At 72.1% G+C, this 17145-nt stretch carries 13 protein-coding genes; 12 read left to right on the forward strand and 1 reads right to left on the reverse strand.

The window, feature by feature from the left end; all coding sequences use genetic code 11:
- The first annotated feature begins 133 nt into the window (after nt 1–133).
- From SACTE_RS30000 to SACTE_RS30030, 7 genes are all read left to right on the forward strand, one after another.
- The gene (locus SACTE_RS30000; protein ID WP_014049773.1) at nt 134–1933 is read left to right on the forward strand and encodes a diacylglycerol kinase family protein; all 1800 of its coding nucleotides are present in this window, start codon (nt 134–136) and stop codon (nt 1931–1933) included.
- A 1-nt stretch (nt 1934) separates the two neighbouring features.
- The gene (locus tag SACTE_RS30005) at nt 1935–2888 is read left to right on the forward strand and encodes a YihY/virulence factor BrkB family protein (RefSeq protein ID WP_014049774.1); all 954 of its coding nucleotides are present in this window, start codon (nt 1935–1937) and stop codon (nt 2886–2888) included.
- Nucleotides 2889–3725 carry a phosphatase PAP2 family protein gene (locus tag SACTE_RS30010; RefSeq protein WP_014049775.1) on the forward strand — a complete coding sequence of 279 codons (837 nt, stop codon included), beginning with the start codon at nt 2889–2891 and terminating at the stop codon, nt 3723–3725.
- Nucleotides 3726–3781: 56 nt separating this feature from the next.
- Entirely contained in the window at nt 3782–4408 is a 627-nt protein-coding gene (locus SACTE_RS30015) for an alpha-ketoglutarate-dependent dioxygenase AlkB (protein ID WP_014049776.1), read from the forward strand.
- 454 nt (nt 4409–4862) lie between these two features.
- On the forward strand, nt 4863–6179 hold the full coding sequence (locus SACTE_RS30020; RefSeq protein ID WP_014049777.1) for an ATP-grasp domain-containing protein: 1317 nt from the start codon (nt 4863–4865) through the stop codon (nt 6177–6179).
- A 52-nt stretch (nt 6180–6231) separates the two neighbouring features.
- Nucleotides 6232–8259: a CocE/NonD family hydrolase gene (locus SACTE_RS30025; RefSeq protein WP_014049778.1), complete on the forward strand. Its 2028-nt coding sequence runs from the start codon at nt 6232–6234 to the stop codon at nt 8257–8259.
- Between the two features lie 249 nt (nt 8260–8508).
- Nucleotides 8509–10680, forward strand: a complete 2172-nt coding sequence (locus SACTE_RS30030) for a catalase (protein WP_014049779.1) — start codon at nt 8509–8511, stop codon at nt 10678–10680.
- Between the two features lie 503 nt (nt 10681–11183).
- Here the strand turns inward: SACTE_RS30030 and SACTE_RS30035 are convergent.
- Nucleotides 11184–11588 carry a cupin domain-containing protein gene (locus SACTE_RS30035; protein ID WP_014049780.1) on the reverse strand — a complete coding sequence of 135 codons (405 nt, stop codon included), beginning with the start codon at nt 11586–11588 and terminating at the stop codon, nt 11184–11186.
- 185 nt (nt 11589–11773) lie between these two features.
- Between SACTE_RS30035 and SACTE_RS30040 the strand changes: the two genes are divergently transcribed.
- The 5 genes from SACTE_RS30040 (at nt 11774) to SACTE_RS30060 (ending at nt 17004) form a co-directional block, all read left to right on the forward strand.
- The gene (locus tag SACTE_RS30040) at nt 11774–12367 is read left to right on the forward strand and encodes a carboxymuconolactone decarboxylase family protein (RefSeq protein ID WP_014049781.1); all 594 of its coding nucleotides are present in this window, start codon (nt 11774–11776) and stop codon (nt 12365–12367) included.
- A 38-nt stretch (nt 12368–12405) separates the two neighbouring features.
- On the forward strand, nt 12406–13944 hold the full coding sequence (locus tag SACTE_RS30045; RefSeq protein WP_014049782.1) for a sugar ABC transporter ATP-binding protein: 1539 nt from the start codon (nt 12406–12408) through the stop codon (nt 13942–13944).
- Nucleotides 13941–14951: an ABC transporter permease gene (locus SACTE_RS30050; protein WP_014049783.1), complete on the forward strand. Its 1011-nt coding sequence runs from the start codon at nt 13941–13943 to the stop codon at nt 14949–14951. Before SACTE_RS30045 ends, SACTE_RS30050 begins: the two co-directional genes overlap by 4 nt.
- A 32-nt stretch (nt 14952–14983) precedes the next feature.
- Nucleotides 14984–15943 carry a sugar ABC transporter substrate-binding protein gene (locus tag SACTE_RS30055; protein WP_014049784.1) on the forward strand — a complete coding sequence of 320 codons (960 nt, stop codon included), beginning with the start codon at nt 14984–14986 and terminating at the stop codon, nt 15941–15943.
- A gap of 149 nt (nt 15944–16092) precedes the next feature.
- Entirely contained in the window at nt 16093–17004 is a 912-nt protein-coding gene (locus tag SACTE_RS30060) for a LysR family transcriptional regulator (protein ID WP_014049785.1), read from the forward strand.
- Nucleotides 17005–17145 lie beyond the last annotated feature (141 nt).

The following is a 17145-nucleotide window of genomic DNA, read 5'->3' on the forward strand; positions in this document are numbered from 1 at the left end:
GCGCCGCGTGCCGGGCCCGGGGTCCGTGGATCCGGCAGGTCTGGCGGGCCCGGGAGGGGGAAGACGGCGAGACGCCGGGGGAGAGCTTCTCCCGGTCCCCCGTGACCGCGGGGTAGCGAAGGGACCAGAAGAGATGCCGACCGACATACCGGAGAGACGCGAGACCCGCACCGGCGAGCCGGCCCTGGCCGCGCCCGCCCCGGCCGGGGCCGCTGGCCTCTCGGTACAGGCCCCGGCCGGGCGGACGGGCACCGCCGGAGGGCCGGGGCGCGCCGCGTGGGGCGTGGGCGGCGGCGCCCGCGCGGCCGGGATCATCGTGGCGACGGCCGTCTGCCAGGCCGGGCTGATGGTGGGGCTGGGACTCCTGGTCACCGGCCCGGCCGCCCGTGTATGGCCGGTGTCGTCCGAGGACGCGGTCATCGACGCGCTGGTACGGGTCCGTACGGACACCCTCGACACGGTGTCGTCCGTCGTGTCCGAGGCGGGCAACACGGGCACGGTCGTCATCGGCACCCTGATCAGCTGCCTGCTCCTCCTGCTGGTCCCCCGGTTGCCCCGGTGGCGCGACGCGGTCTTCCTGGCCGTCGCCGTGTCCCTCCAGTCGCTGGTCTTCCTGGTCATCACCGAGGGGGTGGACCGCAACCGGCCGGACGTCGACCGGCTCGACGCCTCGCCTCCCACCTCCAGCTACACCTCCGGGCACACCGGCGCGGCCACCGCCCTCTACGCGGGCCTCGCCGTCCTCGTCCTGCACCGGGTGAAGGGGCCCTGGCGCAGAGCCCTGGCGATACCGCTGCTCCTCCTGCCCCTCCTGGTGGCGGTCGGCCGGATGTACCGGGGCATGCACCATCCGACCGATGTGGCGGGCGGCCTGCTCAACGGCGGACTGTCCCTGCTGATCGTCGGCCGCGCCCTGCTGACCGGACCGCACGTGCCGGCCCCGCTCCCGTCCGAGGCCGCGGCGCTTCCCGGGGCGGCCGGTGCGGTGTCCACCGGCCCGGCGTCCGGCCGTACCGCGGTGGTCTTCAACCCCACCGTCACCGACGGACCGGCCCGCGAGGCCGTCCGCCGGGTCCTGGAGCGGCACGGCCACCACGGGGCGGATTTCGTGGAGACCACGGCCGACGATCCGGGGGAGGGGCAGACCAGGGGCGCGGTGCGGGACGGGGCCACGCTCGTCGTGGTCTGCGGCGGCGACGGAACCGTCCGCGCGGCGGCGGAGGCGCTGGCCGGTACCGGTATACCGCTCGCGGTGGTGCCGTGCGGCACCGGCAACCTCCTCGCCCGCAACCTGGGCCTGCCCGTGGAACCGGAGAAGGCACTGGCCGCCGCGCTGCGCGGTACACCGCACCCGATCGACCTCGGCAGGATCGAAGGAGACGGCCTGCCGCCCGCGCACTTCACCGTGATGTCCGGGGCCGGGCTGGACGCCGCCATGCTGGAGAGCACCAGTGACCGGGCCAAGGCCCGGTGGGGCTGGCCCGCCTACGTCGTGGCGGGCCTGCGGGAGCTGCGGGCCCCCCGGATGCGGCTGACGGTCGGGCTCGACGGGGCACCGCCGCTGCGCCGTGACGCCCGGATGGTGCTGCTCGCCAACGCCGGAACGGTGCAGGGCGGGGCCGCGCTCGTCCCCGCGGCCCGGCCCGACGACGGCCTGCTCGACCTCATGATCCTCGACCCGCGCGGCCCCGGCGGCTGGCTGAGCGCCGTCGGATCGCTGCTGCGCCCCCGGCCGGCCGGGGGACCGGCGCCGGGCGTGGACGGCGGCGCCCACCGCTCCGTGGAGTACTTCACGTTCCGCCGTGCGGACCTCCGTTTCGACGCGCCGCAGCCGCGTGAACTGGACGGTGACCCCGTGGCCGTCGGCCGACGGCTCACCGCCGAGGTCAGGCCCGGCGCACTGACCGTGCTCGTGCCCGGGCGGGGGGAGTGAGATGGGAACCGCCACCAGGGTCCCGCAGACCCGGGACATGCTCGGCACCGAACTCTCCGGCGACGAGGCGCTCGCCACCCTGCGGCGCTACGGACGCTGGCCGCTGCTGCGCGACTCCTTCGTCCGCTTCCGGTACGCGGACGGCTTCAGCCACTCCCGGGCGCTCGCCCTGCAGACGGTGCTGGCGGTGGTCCCGCTGGTCATCGCCTTCGTCGGGCTGTCCTCGGCCATGCACACCGAGGACCTGGGCAGGGTTGCGGAACTGACGATCCACCGGATCACCGAGGGCCCCAGCGCCGAGGTGGTCGACGACGCGCTGGAGCGCAGTCGCCGGCACGCCGACGACGGGGCCAAGGTCGCCCTCTGGTTCGGGCTGGTCTTCTCGCTGACCAACACCACCACCGCCATGTGCCAGATCGAGCGCGGTGCCAACCGGATATACGGGGTCGAGCGCGACCGGGACTTCCACCGCAAGTACCTGCGGGGCCTGGTGATGTCCGTGACCGCCGGGATCCCGCTCGGCATCGGCTTCGTCGCCATGGTGGCCGGAGGCGACCTGGTGGCGGCGGTCGTGGACGTGTACGGCCTCGGGGCCCGCGCCGAGTCCGCGTGGGACCTGCTGCGCTGGCCCGCGGGCGTGCTCCTGGTGCTGCTCTCCGCGAGCGCGATCTTCCGCCGCTCGCCGCGCCGACGGCAGCCCGGCTACACATGGCTGGCCTTCGGCGCCGCCGTGTACCTGGTGCTGTGGACGACGCTCACCTGGCTGCTCAGCCTCTACCTGGAGGTCAGTGGCTCCTTCGACACCGTCTACGGACCGCTCACCGCGTTCATGTCGCTGCTGCTGTGGGCGTACCTCACCTCCATCGCACTGTTCCTCGGCCTCTCGTTCGCCGCCCAGCTGGAAGCGGTCCGGGCCAGGCGGCCGGGGCCCGTACAACCCGATCCGGGAGCCTGAATGTCAGCTCGCCCCGCCGACCGTTCCGTACGCACCCGGCGCCGCCGTGACGCCGACCGGAGGTTCGGCGTCCGGCTGTTCGCCTCGGCGGCCGTCGCCGCGGTCGCCGCCGTGCTCTTCGGGCTCCTGCTCGTCCTGGTGGAGAGCGGCTGGGGCCCGCTGCGGCACCTCGACGCGGGCGCCGCCCGATGGCTGAACCGGACCGCCCTCGACCATCCGGCGTGGACCGGCACCCTGCGCTTCCTCTCCGAGGGGGTGTGGGACCCCTTCACCCTGCGCGTGGCGGTCGCGCTGCTCACGCTGTGGCTGGTGTACCGCCGCGCCTGGCGGCTCGCCGCCTGGTCGGCCGTCACCGCGGTGGCCGGAGGGCTGACGGGGCTGCTCGTCAAGACGGTGGTCGAGCGGGCGAGGCCGTCCCTCCAGGACCCGGTGGCGCACGCCCCGGGCTTCTCGTTCCCGTCCGGCCACGCGATGACGGCCGTGACCTCGTTCGGCATCCTGCTGCTCGTCCTGCTGCCGATGGTCCGCCGTGGCCTGCGCCCCGTGTGCTGGGCCGTGGCGGCCGTCTCGGTGGTCGGCGTCGGCTTCACCCGGATCGCGCTGGGCGTGCACTGGTTCAGCGACGTCGTCGGGGGCTGGACGCTCGGCCTGGCCGTGGTCGCGCTGACCGGCTGGTCCTTCGAGGCCTGGCGCGCCGACGCGGGCCTGGGCCGGACCGAGGTGGCCGAAGAGGGCCTGGAGCCCGAACTGGGCGGCGACGCCCCCGAGTCCCCGGCCGCGGAGCCCGGGCCGCCCGGCCGCGTCGGCGAGGACACCGGCAAGGGACCGGAGGGGTGACGACCCAGGGAGCTCGACAAGGGAACGCATGTTCTATTCGACGGTAGACTGTGCCCATGTCCGCGCATCTCCAGGGTTCGCTCTTCGACCAGGCCGACCGCCCGGCCCTGGGCTCTCTGACCGGCCTGCGCAGAACCGTCCTCGGCGACGGCGCCTGGATCGACGTCCTGCCGGGCTGGCTGAGCGGGGGCGACGCGCTCTTCACGGCGCTCGCGGACGAGGTCCCCTGGCGGGCCGAACGCCGTCAGATGTACGACCGGACGGTCGACGTCCCCCGGCTGCTCGCCTTCTACCGGGACGGCGATGCGCTGCCGAGCCCCGTGCTGGACGAGGCCCGCGACGCGCTGTCCGCGCACTACGCCGAGGAGCTGGGGGAGCCCTTCACCACGGCGGGGCTGTGCCACTACCGGGACGGACGGGACAGCGTGGCCTGGCACGGCGACACACACGGGCGCAGCTCGCACGAGGACACGATGGTGGCGATCCTCTCCCTCGGTGCCCCGCGCGACCTGCTCCTGCGGCCCCTCCGGGGCGGCGCCACGGTCCGTCGGCCGCTGGGCCACGGCGACCTGATCGTCATGGGCGGATCCTGCCAGCGGACCTGGCAGCACGCCGTCCCCAAGACCGCGCACGCCCGGGGCCCGCGGATCAGCGTCCAGTACCGGCCGCACGGAGTGCGCTGACCGGTCCCGGGCGGCGTCAGCGCGGCCTCGGCCGGGGATCATCCGTGGCCACGGGGACGCGCACGCATTGCGCGGCCGACACGGGGCACGCGAGCGGCATGCACAAATTCCCCCGCGACCCCAGCACCCCGGGCACCGGTTCGCCGGCGCTCCCAGGCCCGGACGTACGGCCGTCCGCCGCACGCCTCGGCCGGGGGCGCACGCCTCGTCCGGCGACGCCCCCGGGTCCCGACCCCGCGTAGGCGACACGGCCTACCCCGGACGTGCACGGCGCCTCCTCCCCGGCGCGGCTGCCACGTCCCCGGGAGCGCCCCGGCGATCCTGACACCGGCCGCCCCGGACCCCGGCCGCCCGACCCGCTCCACGGCGGTGACCGCAGACGCCCGGCCCGGCGTCCGACCGCCCACCGGCCCCCGGCACGCCCGGGGGCGTCCCCTTCCGAAAGGACCTTCCTGTGCCCCAAGGGCAGCCCAAGAACATCTTCGTCATCGGCCTCGACGACGCGAACCTGCCGACGCTGCAAGCCGTCCCGCAGGCCGACTCGTACCGTTTCCACCGCCTGCTGAGCATCGAGGAGCTCCAGGAGGGCGAGGTCTCCGTGCCCGACCTGCTGAACCGGGCCCGGGCCGTCCTGGACGCGCACGACGGCAGCGTCGACGCGATCGTCGGCTACTGGGACTTCCCGGTGAGCATCCTCGTACCCCTGCTCGGCAAGGAGTACGGGGTGCGCACGACCGGCCTCGAATCCGTCGTCAAGTGCGAGCACAAGTACTGGAGCCGGCTCGAACAGCAGAAGGTCATCGACGAGTACCCCCGCTTCGGCCGGGTGGACCTCGACACCGACGACCCGCAGCCGCCCGAGGGCGTCAACTTCCCGATGTGGCTCAAGCCGGCCCTCGCCTACTCGTCCGAGCTCGCCTTCGGAGTCTCGGACATGAAGGAGTTCAGGGAGGCCGTCGCGGCGATACGCGAGGGCATCGCCCGGGTCGGCCGGCCGTTCGACACCGTGCTGGACCTGCTGGACCTGCCTCCGGAGATGGAGGGCGTCGGCGGACAGGTCTGCCTGGCCGAAGAGGCGATGACCGGGATCCAGGTCGCGGTCGAGGGCTACGTCTACGAGGGGGAGGTGACCGTCTACGGCGTACTGGACTCCATCAACTACCCCAACTCGTCCTGCTTCCTGCGCCACCAGTACCCGAGCACCCTGCCGGCGCCGGTGATCCGCAAACTGCACGACGTCAGCGAGCGGACCATGCGGCAGATCGGCATGGAGTCGGCCACCTTCAGCATCGAGTACTTCTACGACCCGAAGACCGGCGACATCAGCCTCCTGGAGATCAACCCCCGACACTCCCAGTCCCACGCCGAGCTGTTCGACTACGTCGACGGCGCGCCCAACCACCACCGGATGCTCAGCCTCTCCCAGGGCGTCGACCCGGCGCTGCCCGGCGGCCAGGGGCCGTACAAGACGGCCGCCAAGTGGTACTACCGCTGGTTCGGCGACGGCACGGTGCACGAGGTGCCGTCGGCCGAGCGGATCGCCGAGATCGAGCGCGAGATACCCGGGGTGCGCGTGGACGTGGTGCCCGAGGAGGGCCAGAAGCTGTCCACGGTCTCCCAGCAGGACAGCTACAGCTACGAGGTGGCGCACATCTTCACCGGCGGCGACGACGAGGACGACCTCCGCCGCAAGTTCGACCGGTGCGTGGCCGCGCTCGGCCTCACCTTCGACCACACGGAGCCCGGCGGGCGCGGCAAGAACCCCCGCTGAGCACAGCGGCTCCGTACGCCGGACCCGTACGACGAAAGGAGGTCGCACAGGCATGCGCCATGTGGACCAGCTGCCCTACGCGACCCAGGAAGACAAGCACGTCACGATCCCGATGAGCGACGGCACCCGGCTCTCGGCACGGATCTGGCGCCCCACCGCCTCCGACGACGAACCCGTACCGGCGGTGCTGGAGTACATCCCGTACCGGAAGAACGACCTGACCTCCACCCGGGACGCCATCCACCACCCCTACATCGCCGGACACGGCTACGCCTGCGTCCGGGTCGACCTGCGGGGGACCGGTGAATCGGAGGGGGTGCTGCTCGACGAATACCTGGAACAGGAGCAGCGCGACGCCGAAGAGGTGCTGGCCTGGATCGCCGAGCAGCCCTGGTGCGACGGAACGACCGGGATGATGGGCATCTCCTGGGGCGCCTTCGCCGCCCTCCAGGTCGCCGCGCGCCGGCCGCCGAGCCTGCGCGCCATCTGTATCGCCTCGTTCACCGACGACCGGTACGCGGACGACATGCACTACCTCGGCGGCGCGATGCTCTCCGACAACCTGGCCGAGGCCGGCACCATGTTCGCCTACGCCACCTGCCCGCCCGACCCGGCCGTCGTCGGTGAACGCTGGCGCGAGATGTGGCGGGAAAGGCTGGACGCGGCGCGCCCCTGGGTCCTGGAGTGGCTGCGCCACCAGCAGCGGGACGACTACTGGCGCCACGCCTCCCTCAGCGAGGACTACAGCGCCCTGAACTGCCCGGTGCTCGCCTCCAGCGGCTGGGCGGACGGCTACTCCAACGCCGTCACCCGGCTGCTCAGCCACGTCGACGTGCCCCGCAAGGGGCTCATCGGCCCCTGGTCGCACAAGCTGCCGCACCTCGGCGAGCCGGGCCCGGCCATCGGGTACCTCCAGGAGGTCGTGCGCTGGTGGGACCACTGGCTCAAGGGCGTCGACAACGGGGTCATGGACGGCCCCATGCTCCAGGCCTGGATGCAGGAGAGCGTGCCGCCCTCCACCTCCTACGAGGAGCGACCCGGCCGCTGGGTCGGCGAGCCGTCCTGGCCCTCACCGAACGTCGGCGAGGCCGTCTTCCCGCTGCGCGACCACGCCCTGGGCACTCCGCAGGACGGCGGCGGGCGGGGGGAGCGGACGCACACCGTGCAGTCCCCGCTGTCGGTGGGCCAGTTCGCCGGCAAGTGGGCCTCGTACAACGCGCCGCCGGACCTGCCCTACGACCAGCGCGAGGAGGACGGCGGCTCGCTCGTCTTCGAGACCGCGCCGCTGGACGACCGCATCGAGATCCTCGGCTCGCCCGTCGCCGTGATCGAGGTGTCGGCGGACGCCCCCGTCGCCCAGCTGAACGTCAGGCTCTCCGACGTCGCCCCGGACGGGCGCTCGACCCGGGTGACGTACGGCGTGCTCAACCTGGTCCACCGCGACAGCGAGGAGACCCCCGAGCCGCTCGAACCGGGCAGGCGCTACCAGGTGCGTGTGCCGCTGCACGGAGTCGCCCAGGTCTTCCCGCCCGGGCACCGCGTACGGCTGTCGCTGTCCACCTCGTACTGGCCCCTGGTGTGGCCGACCCCGCGGCCGGTCCTGCTCAGCGTCTACGAGGAGGGCAGCACCCTCACCCTGCCGGTCCGCCCCGCCGGAGGGACGGACGACACCCGGCTGCCGGTCTTCGGCGAGCCCGAGGGCTGCGCTCCCCCCGAGGTCACCCGGCTCAGCGAGCCGGAGCAGGCATGGACCGTGTCCAGGGACCTGGTCGACTACCGGTCGGTGCTCGACATCGTGAAGGACCGAGGGCTCCAGCGGTACGAGAACGGCATCGAGACCGGGCTGCGGGCCTGTGAGAACTACAGCTGGGTCGGCGAGGACTTCGGGTCCGTGCGCGGCGAGACCGCCTGGGAGATGCGGTTCCGGCGCCCCGACTGGGACGTCCGGGTCGAGACACGCACCGTCCTGACCTCGGACGAGGACACCTTCCACGTGGACGCCACGCTCGACGGCTACGAGGACGGGCGCCGGGTCTTCTCCCGTACCTGGAACGAACAGATCCCCAGGGAGAACGTCTGACCGTCCCGGGCGGCGCCCACCGATGGGCGCTGCCGAAGGAGTGACGGCTCGGCGCGCCCCGTGGCACGGGGCCCCGGCGGCGGCAGGTATACGCGTGGCCGGGCAGGGGAGCCCCCGCGCCGTCGCGGCGTCGTGCGGGCCGGACGCACGCCCGGGGCCCGGGCCGCACCGGGTGGTTCGACACGGGCCGGTGTCATCGCACGCACGGCAGGCCGGTCGGTGACCGGCGACACCTCAGGAGGAGAACGAATGACGGACAACCGAGAGACCCAGCCGATCCCGGGCACGCCGAGCAGCGTCCCGCCGACCCTCGAGGAGCCGACGGAGCCGCACGAGCCGCTGCCGCCCAAGCCCGACCAGAGCGGCCCCGAGACGGTCGGCCCCACCGGCCAGCCCACCGGGAACGACCCCGCGCGCAACGCCCAGAGCGGCGCCTACCTGACCACCGCGCAGGGCGCGCGGCTCTACGACAGCGACCACTCGCTGAAGGCGGGTCCGCGCGGTCCGGTCCTGCTCCAGGACCACCATCTGCGGGAGAAGATCACCCACTTCGACCACGAGCGCATCCCGGAGCGCGTGGTGCACGCCCGTGGAGCCGCCGCCCACGGTGTCTTCCGGGGATACGGATCCGCGGCGAAGATCTCCAAGGCGGCCTTCCTGGCCAAGGACGTGGAGACCCCGGTCTTCGTCCGTTTCTCCACCGTGCTCGGCTCCCGCGGCTCGGCCGACACCGTGCGCGACACCCGGGGCTTCGCCACGAAGTTCTACACCGAGGAGGGCGTCTTCGACCTCGTCGGCAACAACATCCCGGTGTTCTTCATCCAGGACGCCATCAAGTTCCCCGACGTCATCCACGCCGGCAAACCGCACCCCGACCGCGAGATCCCGCAGGCGCAGAGCGCACACGACACGTTCTGGGACTTCGTGACGCTCCACTCCGAGGCGACCCACCACACCCTGTGGAACATGTCCGACCGCGGTATCCCGCGCTCGTACCGGACGATGGAGGGCTTCGGCGTCCACACCTTCCGGTTCGTCAACGACGAGGGCGTTTCCACCCTCGTCAAGTTCCACTGGAAGCCCAAGCTCGGCGTCCACTCCCAGGTCTGGGAAGAGGCCCAGATCGCCTGCGGCGTGGACCCCGACTTCCACCGCCGGGACCTCGCCGACGCCATCGAGTCGGGCGCCTTCCCCCAGTGGGAGCTGGGGGTCCAGACCTTCCCCGACAACCCCGAGCAGATGTTCCAGGGGATCGACCTGCTGGACCCGACCAAGATCGTGCCGGAGGAGCTCGCACCGGTCCAGCCGATCGGCCTGATGACGCTCGACGCGAACCCGTCGAACTACTTCGCCGAGACCGAGCAGGTCGCCTTCCACGTCGGCAACATGGTGCCGGGCATCGACGTCACCAACGACGCGCTGCTCCAGGGCCGGCTGTTCAGCTACATCGACACCCAGCTCACCCGGCTCGGCGGCCCCAACTTCGCGCAGCTGCCGATCAACCGGACGCACGCCCCGGTCAACGACATGCTGCGGGACGGCATGCACCAGACCGCCGTCCACCGGGGAGTGGCGCCCTACCGGCCCAACTCCCTCGACGGCGGCTGTCCCTTCCTCGCGGGCGCCGACACCGGCGCCTTCATCGAGGTACCGGTCGAGGTCGCCGCGAGCCGCAAGGTGCGCGAGGCCGCGGAGTCGTTCGACGACCACTTCAGCCAGCCCCGCCTCTTCTGGCTCAGCATGAGCCCGGTGGAGCGCGAGCACATCATCGCCGCCTACACCTTCGAGCTGGGCAAGTGCTACGAGCAGGCCGTCAAGGAACGCGGCCTCAAGGTGCTCGCCCGGATCGACGGCGAGCTGTGCGCGCAGGTCGCCGCCGGTCTCGGCCTCCCCGCCCCCGAGCCGGACGGACCGCTCGCCGACCCGGAGCCGAGCCCCGCCCTCTCGCAGATCGGCAAGGTCTGGCCGGTCGACGGCCGCGTCATCGGCATCGTCGCCGACAAGGACGCGGACCTGGAAGGCGTCCGCGCGGTGTGCGGCGCGGTCCAGGACTCCGGCATGGTGCCCCTGGTCATCGCCCCCACCGGGGGCGTCATCGGCGAGGACGGCGACCCGGTCACCGTGCAGCGCACCTACGCCACCGCGCGGTCCGTCGAGTTCGACGCCGTCCTGATCGCCGGTGCCCCCGGCGACGCGAGCCCGGCCGTCGACCCGCGGCTCGTGGTCCTCCTCGACGAGGCGTTCCGGCACGGCAAGGCGATCGGGAGCTGGGCCGGAGGCGAGCGGCTGCTCTCCTCCGCCGGTGTTCCGCTGGACGCCCCGGGCGTGGTGGACGGAGGTGCCGGCACCGAGGTGCTGGAGACGGTCACCGAACTCCTGGGCGGCCACCGGGTCTGGGACCGCTTCCCGTCCGCGGTCTGATCCCCGACGACGGCACAGGACGAAGGCGGCGCCGGAGATGTCCGGCGCCGCCTTCGGCGTGCTTGTGAGGACCGGCTGAGCTGGGCGGTTCCCCGTGCACGGCGCACCGCCGGAGCACCCGGGATTCACAGGTGACCATCTCGTTCGGCATCTTGCCGACGTCCGGCGGATGCGGTTACGGTCGCCGCCAAGAAGCTGACGCCGCCCGCACCGGGCAGGGCTCCCGCCCGGCCGTGTGCGGTGCCGGCGCCCGTGGGCGTACCGCTGTGCGGCCGGTCCCGGCAGCCGCGCGAGGCCCGGTCCCGGCCGGCACCTCCGCGTGGTCCGGGCCACCGCCGGCACGACCGAGGAGCCGGACATGGACGACCCGCTGCCTCCCGCACCGTCCCGCGCGACGGGCCGCCGGCTCCACGGGAACGGCTCCCCGCCCCGGCCGAGTGACCGCGCCCTCGGGGGGATTCATCCGGACCGGCGCTTACCCGCCGGGCGGGCGGGACGCCGCCTCACCCCATCTGGTCCGCCGCCGACAGGTGTTCCACCGTCACGCCGGTCCCGGTGAACGTCCGGGTCACCGTCCCCGAGGTGTAGACCCAGAGGATGCGCAAGGGGGTGTCGCCCACGTTCCGGAAGAGGTGCGGCAGGGGCGAGGGGATGTAGGTGGTGTCGAAGCGCTCCAGGCGGGTCACCTCGCCCTCCACCAGCACCTCGGCCTCCCCTTCCAGGACCGTCACGTGCTCGTCGCAGTTGTGCGAGTGCATCGGCGCCCCGGAACCCACCGGATACACGCTCATTCCGCTGGTGATCCGGTTCTCGCCGTTCGCCGCCCCAGTCGTGACCAGGGGAGTCGTCACGACCGAACCTCCCCGGTCCAGCAGGCGGACGGTGGCGGACTTGATGATGACGGTCATGCGCGATCCCTCTCGACGTCGGTGCGTCGTCCGACGTTAGGTGCCGGATCCGTGAAACGAGAGGCGTCCGGCGTGCAGTTTTACCTTGCATTCCGGGAGGGGTGAGCCTCGGCGACTCGGGGGTACGGTCGGCTCCCGTCACACGGTCGAACCATGCGTGTCACCGAAGAAAGGCAGGCCGCGCCATGAGACTTCCCGTACTCGCAGCCGACGAGATGAACGACCATCAGCAGGAACTCCACGCGAGGATCACGGCGCGCCGGGGCGGGGTCCGAGGCCCCTTCCGGGTATGGCTGCAGAGCCCCGGACTGTGTGAGCGGGTCGAATCGCTCGGTGCCTTCGTACGGTTCGAATCGAGCCTGCCGAAGCATCTGCGGGAACTCACCCTGCTGATGGCCGCGCGCCATTTCGACGCGCAGTACTCCTGGAACGCCCATGTGGCAGCCGCGGTCGAGGCCGGTGTCCCCGCCCAGGCGGTCGAGGCCATCGCCGAACGCCGGGAGCCCGTCTTCACCGACGAGGCGGACACCGTGTTCCACACGTTCTGCCGGGAACTGCTGGAGACCCACTTCGTCTCGGACGACACCTTCGCCCGCGCCCACGCGATCTTCGGCTCGCAGGCCCTGGTCGACACCGTCGGGTCCCTGGGCAACTTCACGATGCTCGGCATGTGCCTGAACGCCTTCCAGGTCGATCTCCAGGCCGACCACAGGCCCCCGTTCCCCGACATCCGCGGTTTCGAGCACGTCACCGGTGACGGGGACCGGTCGCAGCCGTGACAGCCCGCCCCGAGCCACGTACGAAAGGGAGCACGGACGTGACCACCACGACCGCTCTCGGGACCGCCCGTCCCGTGGCCCGCGCGACGGCGGAGCCGGTCGTCCGCATCCGCGACCTCACCAAGCGCTTCGGCGGAGCCGTGGCGCTCCGGGGCGTCTCGCTGGACATCCGCCCCGGTGAGGTGCACGCCCTGATGGGCATGAACGGCGCCGGCAAGTCCACCCTGGTCCAGCTCCTGTCCGGCGCGTACCAGGCGGACGGCGGCACGATCGAGATCGAGGGGAGCGACCGGCCGGGACTGACCCCGCGCCGGGCCCGCCGGCTCGGTGTCTGCACCGTCCCGCAGCGCCGCGAACTGGTCATGGCACTGACCGTCGCCGAGAACATCCTGCTCGGGGACCTTCCCGCCTCCCGGTCCCTCGTGTCGTGGAAGTCCGTCGAGCGCCAGGCCCGTCAGGCCCTGCGCCGCCTGGACATCGACATCGACGTGAAGCGGACCGCCGGTGAACTCACCGTCGCCGAACAGACGATGGTGGAGGTGGCCCGTGAAGTACGGCGGGGCGGCAAGGTCCTGATCCTGGACGAGCCCACCGCCTGCCTCGGCGCGGCGGCAGCCGACCGGATCAGGGCCCTGGTGCGGACGCTGCGGGACGAGGGCGTGGCCGTCGTCTACATCTCGCACTACATCGACGAGGTGCTGTCGGTCGCGGACCGCATCACCGTGCTCCGCGACGGGTCCGTCGTGCACAGCGGTCCCGCCGCGGCGACGGACGCCGCCGGGCTGGTCCGGCACATGGTGGGCCGCGAAGTGGTGTCCCGGCGGCCCGAACGCCCGGCGCCCTCCCCGGCGGTCGCGCTCACCGTGCGGGGCCTGTCCCACGGCCGGGACATCAGCGACTTCGGCGTCCAGGTGCGGGCGGGCGAGATCGTCGGCGTCCTCGGCCCGGCCGGTGACGCCCAGTCCCGGCTGTTCGACCTGCTGTCCGGAAGGCGGCGGCCCGACACCGGAGAGCTGGAGGTGGGCGGGACCGCCGTGCCCTTCGGCCGTATCCCCCGCTCCCTGGCCAGTGGGCTGCGCTGCGTCACCGGTGACCGCCGCGCCCTCGGGCTGATCCCGGGACTCTCGCTGGACGAGAACCTCATGCTCGCCACCGACCGGCTCGGCGGGCGGCGGTTGCAGCGCCGTTCCGACACGACCCGCCGCGCCGCCCCCCGCCGGGAGAGCTACGGCGTCGTCTCCCTGACCCGCAACCCCGCGGTCGGCAGCCTCTCGGGCGGCAACCAGCAGAAGGTCCTGCTGGCCAAGTGGCTGGAGACCTCACCGGTCGCCTGCTTCCTCGAAGACCCCACCAACGGCGTCGACGTGGCGGCGATGGCCGACATCCACGCGCTGATCGACCAACTCGCCTCCCGGGGCGTGGCCGTGCTGCTCGCCTCCTCGTCCGCCGAGGAGGTCATGCGCCTGTCGGACCGCGTGATCGTCGTCAGCGCCGGCCGCGTGGTCGCCGAGCACGAGGTCAGCGCCATCACCCACGACGAACTCGTCGCCACCGCCCTCAAAGGACATGCCCGATGAGCATCACGGCTCCGCCGGAGACACCCGCGACCAAGAACCCGACGGACGGCGCCCGGACGGCAGGGCCCTTCCGCAGGCTGAGCGGCGTGCCGCACGCCGGTCTGATCGCCGTCCTGATCGCCGTCATCGTGTTCGCCGGTGTGGAGACCGACTCCTTCGCCACCTCCACCAACCTGGTCAACGTCCTTCGGCAGGTCAGCGTCGTCGCCGTCCTCGCCGCCGCTCTCACCCTGCTGATGACCGCCGGCGGCATGGACTTCTCGATGGGCAGCAACGCGGCGGTCACCACCGCCGTCGCCGCCCAGTTCCTGGCGGACGGAAGGTCCACCGCCTTCACCGTGATCGTGTCGCTGCTCCTCGCCACCGCCGTCGGGCTCGTCAACGGCCTGGTCGTGACCTACACCGATGTGGCGCCCTTCGTGGCCACCCTCGCCACCGCGACCCTCCTGGACGGTGTCGCGCTGCTGGTGCTCGACGGGCTCAGCGTCTCCATCGGGGACCACCTGTCCGCCCTCGGGGGCGGGAAGACGCTCGGCCTGCCGAACCTGCTGATCGTGGCGGTCCTGGTCCTCCTCGTGGTCGGCCTGGTCATGAAGTTCACCGTCTTCGGCCGGGACGCCTTCGCCATCGGCGGCAACGAGCACGTCGCCCGGCTCAGCGGCATCGACGTCAACCGGCGGAAGCTGGTGCTCTACAGCCTGGCCGGCGCCCTGTCGGGCCTCGCCGGACTGATGCTGCTGTCCCGGCTCGGAGCGAGCAGCCCGGGGACCGGCGGACTGCAACTGCAACTCACCGCGGTCGCCTCGGTCGTGATCGGCGGCACCATGCTCGCCGGCGGCTTCGGCACCGTCGTCGGCACCTGCCTCGGCGTGGTCCTCCTCGGAGTCGTGGCCAACGCGCTCAACCTCCTCCAGGTCTCCAGCTACTTCCAGCAGATCTCGGTCGGTGCCGTCCTCCTCGTCGCCGCGATCGCCAACCAGCTCCACAAGAAGTCCTCCCCGCACTGACCACCAGCCCGCACGTTTCGAAAGGCCCCTCCATGAACGTTTCTGCCCGTTCGCGCAGAGCCACCGCCGCCTGTGCGGCCGGACTCGCCCTCGCACTGAGCGGCTGCGGCGCCGGTGCCGGTTCCGGCGACGGCGCGGTCTCCCTCGGATTCGTCAACGGCGGCGACACCGAGTTCCACACCTGTCTCCAGGCATCCGTCAAGGACACCGCCGACGCGCGGGACGCCAAGCTCTACACGGCCAACTCCCACCAGAACCCGGGGACGGAGCTGTCCAACATCGAGGACATGATCGCGCGCGACGTCGACGCCCTGATCGTGCAGACGGTCAACGTCGACGCGCTCAAGGGAGACATCGCCAAGGCCAGGAGCGCGAACATACCCATCTTCCTGACGTCCGTCGTGACCGACGACCCGAGCGACATCCTGGGCGCGGTGGTGGTCGACCTGCGGCAGGTCGGCGAGCTCGACGCCGGCTTCGTCGAGAAGGACGCGGCGGGCGGGCGGGTCGAGGTCGGGGTCATCGCCGGAGCACCCGGCGCCGCGTCCGACCTGCTGGTCAACGGCTTCACCGAGGCACTGCCGGACAACGCGAAGGTCGTGGCGAACCAGCCGGGGATGTTCAACGCGGCCAAGGCGCAGGACGTCGCGGAGAACATGATCCAGGCCCACCCGAAGCTGCGTTACGCCTTCGTGGCGAACGAGGAGATGGCCTTCGGCGCGCTCAAGGCCTTCCAGGCCGCCGGTGCCGACGTGAGGATCGTGACGGTCAACGGGACCGACCACGGTCTCGCCGCGGTCAAGGACGGGCGTTTCGCCGCGACCGTCGCCAACTCCGCGATGACGACCGGGAAGATCGCCGTCACCAACACGATCAGCCTGCTCGACAGGAAGAAGACCGACAAGATCGCCATGACGCCGATCAGCCTCATCACCGCCGACAACGTCAGCAGCGCCCCCCAGTACTGCTCCGCCGGGGCGAAGAAGTCCTGACACCCGTTCCCCCGGAACGGCTCCGCACCCCGCGACCGGGCCCCCGCCCCTGCCGCCCTCGCGATCCGCACGGGCCCCACGGCTCGACCGCACCCACCCACCTGTCACGGCCCAAGGCGCCTTCGGCCGTGACGGGGCCGGAGGAACCCATGGACCGTCTGCTCCTCATGCGCAGCTTCGTGACCGTCGCCCACATCGGCAGCTTCAGCGGGGCCGCCAAGCAACTGAGCTCCTCGGGGTCGCTCGTCTCGCGCCACGTCGCCGAACTGGAGCGGCAGATCGGTGTGCGGCTGGTCAACCGCACGGCCCGCTCCGTCAGTCTCACGGAACCAGGCCGGCGGTACGCGGAGTTCGCCGCCCGCATCCTCGACGAGATCGATGCGGAGGACGCCACCCTCGCGCGGCGCCACGACCGGGCGGAGGGCACCCTCAGCATCATCTGCCCCAAGTGGATCGGCAGCCTGGACCTCGGGGACGCCATCGCGGCCTTCTCCGCGGCGCACCCGAAGATCGTCGTGCGCTTCGAACTGGGCGGGATGTCCGACCGGACCTACGACTTCCTCGACAGCGGCTTCGACATCGCCTTCCACACCCGGGACCTGCGGGACTCCAGCGTCCGCCTCAAGAAGGTCTCCTCGCTGCCGTTCGTCCTGTGCGCGTCCAAGGAGTACCTGGAGCGCCACGGCACCCTCGGCCACCCCAACGACATCGCGGCGCACGACTGCCTGGTCCATGTGAACGACCCGGTCTGGCGCATCGGCCACGGACACGCCAGCACCCTGCACAAGATCCGCAACGTGGCCTTCTCGTCCAACTCCTACATCGCCCTGCAGAAGGCCGCCGTCCACGGACGGGGCGTCGCCCTGCTGCCCCAGCGGTCCGCGTACGACGACCTGGTGTCCGGTGCCCTCCAGGTCCTGCTGCCCGAACTCGCCGTACCCGACAGGCCCCTGTACGCGATCTACGGCCCCGGCCAGGACACCCCGCGCAAGGTCACGGTGTTCCTGGACTTCCTCACCCGGTGGTTCACCGGAAATCCCATCCCCGCGATCACACGATGACCGCAGGGTGCCATGACGGGTGAACGCGACCGGGTGCGCAACAAACGATTGCGGTATCCGGGGCGCCGGGTCCGTCGAGGCCGGCGGAACCGAAAAATACGATCGACTCGGCCGGTGGCCGTGGGATTCCACGGAAACGGA

This window comes from Streptomyces sp. SirexAA-E (assembly GCF_000177195.2).
Classification (GTDB): Bacteria; Actinomycetota; Actinomycetes; order Streptomycetales; family Streptomycetaceae; genus Streptomyces; species Streptomyces flavovirens.